Annotated in this window: 9 protein-coding genes; 5 read left to right on the top strand and 4 right to left on the bottom strand. The window is 44.5% G+C overall.

The features are described from left to right. Positions 1–34 precede the first annotated feature (34 nt). Positions 35–448, bottom strand: coding sequence for an alternative ribosome rescue aminoacyl-tRNA hydrolase ArfB (arfB, locus tag J4N43_RS21530; RefSeq protein ID WP_017635196.1), 414 nt, complete (start codon positions 446–448; stop codon positions 35–37). A 76-nt stretch (positions 449–524) separates the two neighbouring features. On the opposite strand from arfB, the gene J4N43_RS21525 reads away from it, so the two are divergent. Next, positions 525–1,127: a beta-phosphoglucomutase family hydrolase gene (locus J4N43_RS21525; RefSeq protein ID WP_017819896.1), complete on the top strand. Its 603-nt coding sequence runs from the start codon at positions 525–527 to the stop codon at positions 1,125–1,127. Between the two features lie 88 nt (positions 1,128–1,215). Here the strand turns inward: J4N43_RS21525 and J4N43_RS21520 are convergent, their stop codons facing one another. Continuing rightward, positions 1,216–2,208 (bottom strand): OmpA family protein, encoded by a 993-nt coding sequence (locus tag J4N43_RS21520; protein ID WP_017635198.1) that lies wholly within the window; start codon positions 2,206–2,208, stop codon positions 1,216–1,218. Between the two features lie 459 nt (positions 2,209–2,667). On the opposite strand from J4N43_RS21520, the gene aroG reads away from it, so the two are divergent. The 3 genes from aroG (at position 2,668) to J4N43_RS21505 (ending at position 6,824) form a co-directional block, all read left to right on the top strand. Next, positions 2,668–3,720 (top strand): 3-deoxy-7-phosphoheptulonate synthase AroG, encoded by a 1,053-nt coding sequence (aroG, locus tag J4N43_RS21515; RefSeq protein ID WP_017635200.1) that lies wholly within the window; start codon positions 2,668–2,670, stop codon positions 3,718–3,720. 159 nt (positions 3,721–3,879) lie between these two features. Then, positions 3,880–5,052, top strand: coding sequence for an MFS transporter (locus tag J4N43_RS21510; RefSeq protein WP_025767923.1), 1,173 nt, complete (start codon positions 3,880–3,882; stop codon positions 5,050–5,052). A gap of 209 nt (positions 5,053–5,261) precedes the next feature. Further along, positions 5,262–6,824: a methyl-accepting chemotaxis protein gene (locus J4N43_RS21505; protein WP_053349255.1), complete on the top strand. Its 1,563-nt coding sequence runs from the start codon at positions 5,262–5,264 to the stop codon at positions 6,822–6,824. Positions 6,825–6,965: 141 nt separating this feature from the next. Here the strand turns inward: J4N43_RS21505 and tkt are convergent, their stop codons facing one another. Further along, the gene (gene tkt, locus J4N43_RS21500; RefSeq protein ID WP_053349254.1) at positions 6,966–8,957 is read right to left on the bottom strand and encodes a transketolase; all 1,992 of its coding nucleotides are present in this window, start codon (positions 8,955–8,957) and stop codon (positions 6,966–6,968) included. Positions 8,958–9,082: 125 nt separating this feature from the next. Beyond that, positions 9,083–10,033, bottom strand: coding sequence for a transaldolase (tal, locus tag J4N43_RS21495; RefSeq protein ID WP_005373488.1), 951 nt, complete (start codon positions 10,031–10,033; stop codon positions 9,083–9,085). Positions 10,034–10,499: 466 nt separating this feature from the next. On the opposite strand from tal, the gene J4N43_RS21490 reads away from it, so the two are divergent. Further along, positions 10,500–11,501: a sugar-binding transcriptional regulator gene (locus J4N43_RS21490; RefSeq protein WP_005387670.1), complete on the top strand. Its 1,002-nt coding sequence runs from the start codon at positions 10,500–10,502 to the stop codon at positions 11,499–11,501. The last annotated feature ends 5 nt before the right edge of the window (positions 11,502–11,506 follow it).

The raw sequence follows: 11,506 nt of genomic DNA, 5'->3' as shown, positions 1-11,506 counted from the left end.
TTGTTCAACTAACATGTCGAGAAAACGACATGCACTAATACAGCACTTTTTTACGTTGCTGTTTTTTCGCTCCGTGCTTGTTTTTTGTATCAAGTCGTCGGCGTTGAGAAGCGCGGGTTGGTTTCGTTTTAATACGCTTCTTCTCCTGTAAAGCGGCAGCTTTTATCAATGCTTGAAGCCGATTTAGGGCGTCTTCCTTATTTTGTTCTTGTGTCCGAAATTGTTGCGCTTTGATGATGATCACGCCATCTTTACTTATACGACTATCAGAAAGTGCAAGTAATCGCTCTTTGTAAAAGTCAGGTAAGCTTGAATGCCGGATATCAAAGCGCAGGTGTATAGCGGACGCTACCTTGTTAACGTTCTGGCCACCATTTCCTTGAGCTCTAATTGGGGATAATTGAATTTCCCACTCTTGAATTGTGACGGAGTTCGAAATTTTGAGCATGATAAGTAAATGCCGGTAAGGACGATTGAAAGAGCTGATAAATTAACATTACAGATGCACAAATAGAAGAAAAGACATGAGCACGATTGATTTTAGACCCTATGAGGGATTCATATTTGATATGGATGGTACTCTAATCGATACCATGCCAGCCCACTTGGCAGCTTGGCAAGCAACTGCTGAGCGTTTTGATTTTCCGTTTTGCCAGGAATGGTTTCACAGTTTGGGAGGGATGCCGAGCTTTAAAATTGTTGAGGAACTAAATCGTGTGCATGAGCTTTCGTTAGATCCTAAAACTGTCGCGACATTTAAAATGGAAACATTCGCTGCTATGGAGCTTCATGGTGACGTTATTCCTTGCACGAACATCGTGTTAGAGGAATATTTAGGCCATAAGAAAATTGCAGTCGGGACTGGCAGCCAACGAGAAAGTGCCATGCGCTTATTAAGTCATGCAGGTTTATTAGACAAGTTGGATGTTGTAGTAACCGCGAGTGATGTAGAGAACCATAAACCCTTTCCAGATACCTTTTTGGTGGCCGCGGAACAACTCGACTTGGAGGCGTCACAGTGTCTTGTGTTCGAGGATACTGAGCTGGGGAAGCGAGCGGCGCATGCAGCGGGTATGGATTGCGTTATGGTGCAAGATAATGAGTTGATCTTTTTCCCAAAACCATAGTGGCAATATCCCTTAATATGAGATCAAAACGGGGTGCAAATGCACCCCATTAATTTTTACCACATCATCGATCATGAATCATAGATGCTTATTCAGGCTGAACTAGCTCTTGGTATTCAAATGAAGGTACCACAACTTCTACGCGACGGTTTTTCTCACGACCTTCGCGAGTGCTGTTGTCAGCAACTGGGTTTTCTTCACCCATACCTTTAACTGTCAAACGATCTGAACCAATGCCAGCTGCGGTTAGGTAATCAGCAACAGATTGAGCACGACGCTCAGACAGTTTTTGGTTGTATGCCGCAGGGCCTGAGCTATCCGTGTAACCAGTAATCTCTACTTGAGCTTGAGGATATTCGTTCAAGAATGAAACAAAGTTGTCCAGACGTTCAGAAACGGAATCTGTTAACTTAGCACTATCGAATTCAAACGTACCTGTACCGTACTCTTCTTTGTGCACCTTGCTCATCATCACTGGTTCTGGATCTGGCTCGATCACTTCTTCCGTTACAACTGCTGCAACAACTGGAGCTGCTGCGAATTTGTAGTTAACACCGATACCAAAGAAGTTAGCATCCATGTCGTCCCACACGTCGTCAGACATGTCTTGGTAGCGTTGGTATTCAGCGCGAACACTCCAGTTTCTATCGATCGAGTATTCAGCCCCCAAAGAACCTGTTGGGACAAAGTCTGTTTCGTCATCAGACATCATGTAAGCACCACCGATCTTAGCAAACAGATTCCAAGAGTCGTTTAAGTGCCAGTTGAATTTAGGTGCAAGTGTTAAAGCCGTTAGATTGCCGTCAATCGTATTAACCGTGTTAGCCCCTGACATCGAGTTAGCTTTGTAGTCGCCTAAGAAGTCTACGCCGTACTCTAGCCCAATGATATCGGTAAAGTCATAACCGATATGTAGTCCTGCACCGAACGCTTCATCATCACAAGGGCTATTTAGATAGCAAGCGTCGTCAAGTGTAGTCATGCCCACTTTGCCCCCGATGTACATTTCAGCTTGAGCAGAGTTTAAAAGCGCGCTACTACCAGCTACCACTGCTGCTACTGCAATTGCTACTTTGTTCATAATGTTTCCTTGTATTGATTGCATATTAACTTCTACTTCGTTTTATCAAAAAATTAGAAAAAACCAGCGTTTATAAGAAATTAGTTTAATATTCTAATCATTTCATATCAAGCAACAATATATTTGAACTTGATCAACATTTACTACCCAAAAATACCTCACAAACTTCTGATATTTCTTACATTGTAGTAAAGATTTTTTGGTGCATAAGAAAATTGATGATTATTTTGAACTTTTTTTCGTAAACTTTACTTTACATTGTGCGCGGTGGTTAACAGGTGGTTTTTATTTGCATTTATTTGCAAAAACTGATTGCAAGTCTACGCCTAAGCCGATAAGTTACTTAAACGCTAGACAGAAAATGACCACAGCCCTTGATGCTGCTCGCTTTGTGAACAATGTTGCAATGAGTTCAGTTGGTAAAAATGAGGTCGGAAATAAAACCAGGAAGTAGAAGTAATGTTTCAAACTGATGATGTAAGAATAAATAGAGTAAAAGAGTTATTGCCACCTGTTGCAGTATTAGAGAAGTTCCCAGCGACTGAAACCGCTTCTTCGACCACTTTTGATTGCCGTAACGCCATTCACAATATTCTTGAAGGAAAAGACGATCGATTACTCGTGATCGTTGGCCCGTGTTCTATTCACGATCCGGCTGCCGCGGTTGAGTACGGTAAAAAGCTAAAAGTATTACGTGATGAACTGGGCGAGCAGCTTGAGGTTGTTATGCGAGTTTATTTTGAAAAGCCGCGTACGACCGTTGGTTGGAAAGGCCTTATCAATGACCCTTACTTAAATGACACCTATAAGCTAAATGATGGTCTACGTATCGGACGTAAACTTCTTCTTGATCTAACCGATATGGGCTTGCCAACGGCAAGTGAATTCTTAGATATGATCACACCTCAGTACGTGGCGGATTTGATCAGTTGGGGCGCTATCGGTGCTCGTACGACAGAATCTCAGGTTCACCGCGAGCTAGCTTCTGGTCTTTCTTGTCCTGTAGGTTTCAAAAACGGTACAGACGGGAATATTAAAATAGCGAGCGACGCGATTCGTTCTGCAAGCGCTTCCCATCACTTCCTTTCAGTAACAAAATACGGTCATTCCGCGATCGTAGAAACCGCTGGTAATCCAGACTGCCATATTATTCTACGTGGCGGTAAAGAACCAAACTACAGTGCAGCACATGTAGCTCAAATTAAAGATGAGCTGGACACCGCAGGTCTGCCGAAAAAAGTGATGATTGATTTTAGCCATGCTAACAGCTCGAAGCAGTTCAAGCGTCAAATGCTGGTGTCTGATGATGTATCCGAACAAATCTCTGCTGGCGAAGAAGCCATTTTTGGTGTGATGATCGAGTCTCATTTAGTTGAAGGTCGCCAAGACTTAGTGGATGGCAAAGCAGCCACTTATGGTCAGTCGATTACTGATGCATGTATTGGTTGGGAAGATACGGAAACGGTACTTCGTCAGCTTTCTGATGCAGTAAAAGCGCGCCGCAACAAGTAAGCTCAACAGAAAAACTTTTTAAAAGCGAAAAGTGAATAGTGAAGAGCCAGAGGTACTATGCCTCTGGCTCTTTTTGTTGAGAATTACTCTCATATCTTTCTATTGTTTCTGCTTTCCTATATGTTATCTGTATACGTTGTAACCAAAAGGAATTTGGAATTGAATCGTAATGTATGGCTTCTATCCCTCTGCCAAGCCTTATTAATGACAGGGAATATTTTACTCATATCTGTTATTGCCCTTATTGGCAAAACACTTGCGCCGTCATCAAGTTTTATCACATTACCAGTTGCACTGCAGTTTTTGGGACTGATGGCCGCGACAATTCCTGCGTCGCTAATTATGGGCAAGTTAGGGCGTCGCCTTGGTTTTAGCCTTGGTAATGTCATTGGCATTTTGGGTGCTAGTCTAGCGACGTATGCATTAAGTCAACAAAACTTCTATCTGTTCTGCATGTCTACGTTTTTGCTTGGTGTTGGTATAGGTTTCGGTACTCTATACAGGTTTGCTGCCATTGAAGTGTGTGAAGAGTCGGCAAGGCATAGGGCGATTTCGATATCTATGGCGGGTGGGGTGTTAGCGGCGATCCTTGGACCTAATTTGGCGGTGTACTCACAGCAGTGGTCAGGTGATGGCTTATACATTAGTGCATTTGCTGTGCTTGTCGTGCTTTATATAACCGCGTTGGTTGTGCTACAAACCATTCGTTTTCCACCTGCACACACGCAGGCGCTACACGCTAAGGCGGATAAGCTGAGACTGATTATTCGTCGACCTAATTTCATGCTGGCCGTTATCGCGGCAATGGTTGCGTACGCGGTGATGAACATTTTAATGACAGCAACTCCTTTAGCGATGATTGGTTGTGGCTTTGATTTTGATAAAGCGGCGGGAGTGATCGAATGGCACGTGTTGGGTATGTTTGCACCTGCGTTTGTCACGGGCCGTCTGATAGAGCGGTTTGGCGCTAAGAATATGATTTTAGCGGGTGGATTGCTATTTGTTGCTTGTATTGGAATTAATATACATGGAGTGTCTATCTGGCATTTTAGTCTTGCTTTAATCCTGTTAGGAATAGGGTGGAACTTTATGTTTATCGCAGCAACTGGGCTGTTTAGTCAAAGCTATGAAGCGAAAAACAGAAGCAAGGCTCAAGCGTTTAATGAATTCTTCGTGTTCAGTTGTGTCACCATCACCGCATTACTATCTGGTTGGCTTGAGTCTACCGTAGGTTGGCAGAATCTTAATTTGTATGTTCTTCCATTTGTGTTACTCGTTATCGCGATGTTTGCGTTAAAAACGAATAAAAAGCCAGAATCACAAACCGCTTAATTAAGTCTTAATATATAACCCGGCCTATCGTGTCGGGTTTGTTTATTAGCTCAAATCAACAATCTCCTCTTTATGTTTTTATCGATAATGTGAATTCCCACAATAAAAATGTAGATTTGATAAGACTTTTTATCTAACTTTTTGTAATAAAAATAAAAATCCTGTATATATCTTGCCGAAAATCAATAAAAACTAAAGAAGTTTCGTCTATGTCAGCCAATATTTCTCATAAAGCTCAAGAAACTCTCGTGAGGGAGTCTGAGGAACTCGTCTCAACAACGAACTTACAAGGTGTTATTACATATTGTAATGAAGCCTTTTGCCGCGTTGCTGAATACACTCACGAAGAACTTGTCGGTCAGAACCATAATATAGTTCGTCATAAAGATATGCCTAAAGCCGCTTTCGGTGATATGTGGGCACGCCTTAAACAAGGTAAAGCCTGGCGTGGAATGGTTAAGAATGCCACTAAGTCTGGCGGTTACTATTGGGTTGATGCTTATGTCACCCCTATCTACGAAGACAACCATGTTGTTGGGTATCAATCAGTGCGCGTGAAACCAAAGCGAGAGTGGGTTGATATTGCGACAAAAGCCTACAAAAGCATGCGTGCTGCAGAGAAGTCTGGCAGAACTTGGTCGTTGAAAATCAATGAAACCATTCGCTATGCGATTCTACTTGGTGCACTAACCGCACCTGCAACCGCATATGCGTTGTCTGTTGAAGGGCCGTTGGCTTGGCTTGCAAGTGCGTTACCTGCAAGTGTTCTAGCTCTGTTATTCCGCCAAGAGTTAATTGATACACCTCAGCAACTTAAAAAGTTACAAAAGCAATATGACAGCGTAAGTCGCTTGATCTATTCTGGTAACACGGCATTTTCGATTGCCGATTTCCATATCAAAATGCTATCCGCAAGAATTCGAACCGTGTTAGGAAGGATGACTGACTCCGCATTGCCTTTGCAGCATTGCGCCGAAGAGCTTAGTCAAACAACGGCAGATGTCTCGGCTGCATTAAATCAGCAAAATACCGATATTCATCGTGTGCGAGATGCTACCCAAGAGGTGGAGTCGTCGGCAAATTCGGTTTCTTCGAGTACCAATGATGCCCATATGTTGATTGATGATACATTGAAGTCATGCTTGATGGCGAAGGAGACCATCGATCAAACGCACACCAATCTAGCGAAGTTAAGCCTTCAAGCTGAAAAAGCGACGGAAACGACGCATCAACTGAGTGATCAGGCGCAGAAGGTGAACCATTTGATGGAAGAGATTGGTGGGATCGCAGAGCAAACCAATTTACTGGCACTCAACGCGGCGATTGAAGCGGCAAGAGCAGGGGAGCAAGGTCGTGGTTTTGCTGTTGTAGCTGATGAGGTCCGCGCGCTTTCTGGGCGAACATCCAATGCAACTGAACAAATCCAAGCCTCTATCTCCACTATGTTGGCAACGATTCAAAGTTGGCAGAAAGATATTCTGGCAAACAAAGAGCAAACCGATGCCTGTTCTCAAGTAGCAGAACAAAGCGCGTTGCGTTTGTCTGAAGTTGAACAGATGATGCAAACCATGAGTGGGCTGATGGTTGATGTAGCAGAAGCGGCGAATAACCAGTTAAAGCTATCTAGTGATGTAAACCAGCACATTCATTCTATTGCTTCGACCGCAGAACAAAACTTGGCAGCAACACATTCAGTTGAGCAAAATAGCCGACAGTTGAAAGACCAAGTACAAGATTTCTATCAGCTCGCACTTCGATTTGAAGACAAATAGTCGTGACGAAAGTTGTGATGTTTATGTCCTGGCTGCGTTTATGCGAATAGGAGCCAGATAAAAGAAAGCCCCGCCATTGCTGGTGGGGCTTTTCAGTTTTCACATTCGCAATAGAGAAAACTGACTATCTTTTTACTGCAATTACGCGAGTAGCTCTTTTGCTGTGTTCACTACGTTTTCAGTTGTGAAACCAAACATTTTGAATAGTTCGCCAGCTGGTGCAGATTCACCGAATGAAGTCATACCGATGATGCGACCGTCGAAGCCTACGTACTTGTACCAGAAGTCAGCAATACCTGCTTCAATTGCGATACGTGCTGTTACATCTGATGGCAGTACAGCTTCACGGTAAGCGGCGTCTTGTTTGTCGAATGCGTCTGTTGATGGCATTGAAACAACGCGTACTTTCTTACCTTCAGCAGTTAGCTGTGCTGCTGCTTCTACTGCTAGTTCAACTTCAGAACCTGTTGCGATAAGGATTAGCTCTGGCTTGCCTTCGCAATCTTTCAGAATGTAAGCACCTTTCGCGATGTCTGCTACTTGTTCTACTGTGCGCTCTTGTTGCGCAAGGTTTTGACGAGAGAAGATAAGTGCTGTCGGTGCATCTTTACGTTCAATCGCTAGTTTCCAAGCTACAGCGGACTCAACTTGGTCACATGGACGCCATGTGCTCATGTTTGGTGTTAGGCGTAGCGATGCCATTTGCTCAACTGGTTGGTGAGTTGGACCATCTTCGCCAAGACCGATAGAGTCATGCGTGTACACTTGGATGTTCTGAATTTTCATCAGTGCAGCCATACGCATTGCGTTACGTGCGTACTCCATGAACATTAGGAATGTTGCGCCGTAAGGAACGAAACCACCGTGTAGCGCGATACCGTTCATGATCGCTGTCATACCGAATTCACGTACGCCGTAGTGGATGTAGTTACCAGAGAAGTCGCTTGCTTCTAGAGACTTAGAACCAGACCACATGGTTAGGTTAGAAGGTGCTAGGTCAGCAGAGCCACCCATGAACTCTGGTAGTAGAGCACCAAATGCTTCTAGAGCATTTTGAGACGCTTTACGTGATGCAATGTTTGCTGGGTTAGCTTGAAGATCAGCAATGATTTGGCTTGCTTTTTCTTCCCACTGTGCAGGAAGCTCGCCGTTTACGCGGCGTTTAAATTCAGCTGCCAGCTCAGGGTACGCTGCTTCATAAGCTGCAAATTTCTCGTTCCACGCTGCTTCCTTAGCTGCGCCTGTTTCTTTCGCTGACCATTCTGCGTAGACTTCTTGCGGAATTTCAAAAGGACCGTGCTCCCAACCTAGTTCTTTGCGTGTTGCTGCGATTTCTTCTGCACCTAGTGGCGCACCGTGACAATCGTGTGAACCAGATTTGTTTGGTGAACCAAAACCGATGATAGTCTTAGTACAGATAAGTGTAGGACGTGGATCCGCTTTCGCTGCTTCAATTGCTGCGTTGATTGCGTCAGCATCGTGACCGTCTACTGCAGGGATTACGTGCCAACCGTAAGCTTCGAAACGCTTAGGTGTGTCGTCAGAGAACCAACCTTCAACGTGACCGTCGATAGAGATGCCGTTGTCATCCCAGAACGCGATCAGCTTGCCTAGACCTAGAGTACCTGCAAGAGAACATGCCTCGTGCGAAATACCTTCCATCAGACAGCCGTCGCCCATGAACACGTAAGTGAAGTGGTCAACGATGTCGTGGCCTTCTTTGTTGAACTGTGCTGCTAGCGCTTTTTCAGCTAGAGCCATACCAACCGCGTTAGTGATGCCTTGACCTAGCGGACCCGTTGTGGTCTCGATTCCTGGCGCGTAACCGTACTCTGGGTGACCAGGAGTTTTAGAGTGAAGCTGACGGAAGTTTTTCAGATCGTCGATAGACAACTCGTAACCTGCAAGGTGCAGTAGAGAGTAAATCAGCATTGAGCCGTGGCCGTTAGACAGTACGAAACGGTCGCGGTCTGCCCACTCAGGGTTTGATGGGTTGTGGTTTAGATGAGAGCGCCAAAGAACTTCAGCGATGTCAGCCATACCCATAGGTGCACCTGGGTGACCAGAGTTAGCTTGTTGAACACCATCCATGCTTAGCGCACGGATTGCATTTGCTAGATGTTTACGATCCATAGTGATTACTTCTCGATATTTGATTTAAATAGAGGGAACTCGCCGAAACAAGTTCAAATAGAATTTTTTGAAAATAGTGCTGATGGTAAAAGCGAGTAGACGGGCTACTCGCTTTTGGTAAGCAATTAAAGCTTAGCTTCGATCATCGCTTCTAGTTTGCCTTGGTCAACGGCGAAGTTGCGGATACCTTCAGCCAGCTTCTCAACAGCCATTGGGTCTTGGTTATGTTCCCATAGGAACTCTGCGTGAGTCATTGGTGCTGGACGCTCAGCTGCGCCTTTAGAATCAACTAGTTTCTCAACTACTTCACCCTCAGCTGCTTCTAGTTCTGCAAGTAGAGCAGGAGCGATAGTTAGACGGTCACAACCAGCTAGTTCTAAGATCTCACCGATGTTACGGAAGCTTGCGCCCATAACTACAGTTTTGTAGCCGTATTCTTTGTAGTAGTTGTAGATCTTAGTTACAGATAGTACGCCTGGATCTTCTTGAGCTTCGAAGTCACGGCCTTCTTTCGCTTTGTACCAGTCCATGATACGACCAACGAATGGCGAGATTAGGAATACACCCGCTTCTGCACAAGCACGTGCTTGAGCGAACGAGAATAGAAGCGTTAGGTTACAGTTGATGCCTTCTTTTTCTAGGATCTCAGCTGCGCGAATGCCTTCCCAAGTTGAAGCCAGTTTGATAAGGATACGGTCGTTAGTGATGCCAGCATCGTTGTACATTTTCACTAGTTGACGAGCTTTCGCTACGCTGCCTTCCATATCGTAAGATAGACGAGCGTCTACTTCTGTAGAGATACGACCTGGGATAGTTTTTAGGATTTCTTTACCGATGTTTACTGCAAGCATGTCACAAGTGTCTTGAACTTGTTGAGCTTTGTCGTTGCTCTGTGCTTTAGCGTATTCGATTGAAGCATCGATTAGAGGTGCGTACTCTGCGATTTGAGCGGCTTTAAGGATAAGAGAAGGGTTAGTTGTTGCGTCTTCTGGCTGATACTTTTTAATTGCATCAATTTCGCCAGTGTCTGCTACTACAGTCGTTAGTTTACGAAGTTGCTCTAACTTGTTGCTCATAATCGATCATCCTATTTAAATGGGCTTAAGCGTGATTTTTGTTATCACAGCTTGTGCATTTGCAAGCGAGTTAGCTAACCGTCTCATCGCATTTAATGAGACATCTGCTCAGCCAACTACGGAAAATTTCGTTACCGAACAAATGCTATGAACATTTGATCGATAGCTGAGTAAATGATGTGTCCATATTTATCCTATCTATGCTGAAAGTCAATCGCTGAAATGGACTTATAGTGAACTTCATCAACGTTTTTTTACTGTGTGTTTAGTGGTTAACCCAAATAAACGTTTGCCCTTATTGTTCAAAGCTTGAGCGTTGTCCAAGAGGGTAAAAAATTGTAGTGAGAAAATGTTATTGCGATGAGCAAATGTAGCGTTTAAATTGATAAAGAACATATGCTAAGTCAATGAGCATATGTTCACTTATTGCATACAATATCGATCCTCTTAAAGGGCGAGAGAAACCATGAGCAGTTCTAATCAAGATATTTCCATTGAAAACACGGATTTGTTGACAGAGATTTCCGTCGCGTATTATCAAGACGGTGCGACTCAGGAAGAGATATCGAGAAAATTTGCCATATCACGCGCAAAGGTCGGGCGAATGCTCAAGCAAGCGCGTGATGAAGGCATTGTTGAAATTACCGTTAAATATCATCCGGTGTTCAGCGCCAAGATCGAACAACGTTTGATCGAACGATTCGGCGTTAAGCGCGCGCTTGTTGCTCTTGATCAACCGAATGAAGAAGCGCAACGACTACAGGTATCGGGATTGGTGTCCAATTATCTCACTAGCACGCTCAAAAACGGCATGGTGGTGACGGTCGGACAAGGGCGCAACGTGTCGTCTGTCGCTCACCATATTGGTGTTATTACGCCGCGTGACTGTAAATTTGTGTGTGGCATTGGTGGTATTCACCCGCGTGGCGGTATGTATAACGCCGACCATATTTGTCGTCAGTTGGCGAAGAAATATGGGGGAACCTCTGAAACCCTTTATGCGCCGGCATACGCAGAAAATAGAGAACAGAAGTTGGCCTTCATGCAAAATGCAACCGTGAAACAAACGCTCGACCTAGCACGTAAAGCCGATGTCGCTTTGGTTGGTATTGGTGATATGAGCGAAAACAGTTACATGGTCGACTTAGGTTGGTTTACGCCTGATGAAGTGGTTCAGTCGAGACTTCAACAAGGTGTGGTAGGGGATTTTGCAGGTTATGACTTCTTTGATATTCACGGTAATGTAGCGAACACGGTAATGAGTGACCGAGTAATTGGACTTGGTATTGAAGAGTTTCGGCCGATCTCGGAAGTCATTGCGATCGCAGCTGAGAACAGCAAGCCACTCGCTCTACTCGGAGCATTAAGAACTGGAGCGATAGACGTGATCGCCACGAGCGTTAGCAACGCATTAACCGTGCTCAACTTAGATGAGCAAATGCACGGCAACGCGACATCTGAACGCTAACGGAA

It is taken from the genome of Vibrio sp. SCSIO 43009 (assembly GCF_023716525.1).
Classification (GTDB): domain Bacteria; phylum Pseudomonadota; class Gammaproteobacteria; order Enterobacterales; family Vibrionaceae; genus Vibrio; species Vibrio alginolyticus.
The sequence above is the reverse complement of the archived record's forward strand: the minus strand, read 5'-3'. Positions and strand labels throughout refer to the sequence as shown.

Coding starts and splice junctions, on each gene's coding strand:
- arfB (WP_017635196.1), bottom strand. CDS start 448: ATGCTCAAAATTTCGAACTCCGTCACAATTCAAGAGTGGGAAATTCAA.
- J4N43_RS21525 (WP_017819896.1), top strand. CDS start 525: ATGAGCACGATTGATTTTAGACCCTATGAGGGATTCATATTTGATATG.
- J4N43_RS21520 (WP_017635198.1), bottom strand. CDS start 2,208: ATGAACAAAGTAGCAATTGCAGTAGCAGCAGTGGTAGCTGGTAGTAGC.
- aroG (WP_017635200.1), top strand. CDS start 2,668: ATGTTTCAAACTGATGATGTAAGAATAAATAGAGTAAAAGAGTTATTG.
- J4N43_RS21505 (WP_053349255.1), top strand. CDS start 5,262: ATGTCAGCCAATATTTCTCATAAAGCTCAAGAAACTCTCGTGAGGGAG.
- tkt (WP_053349254.1), bottom strand. CDS start 8,957: ATGGATCGTAAACATCTAGCAAATGCAATCCGTGCGCTAAGCATGGAT.
- tal (WP_005373488.1), bottom strand. CDS start 10,033: ATGAGCAACAAGTTAGAGCAACTTCGTAAACTAACGACTGTAGTAGCA.
- J4N43_RS21490 (WP_005387670.1), top strand. CDS start 10,500: ATGAGCAGTTCTAATCAAGATATTTCCATTGAAAACACGGATTTGTTG.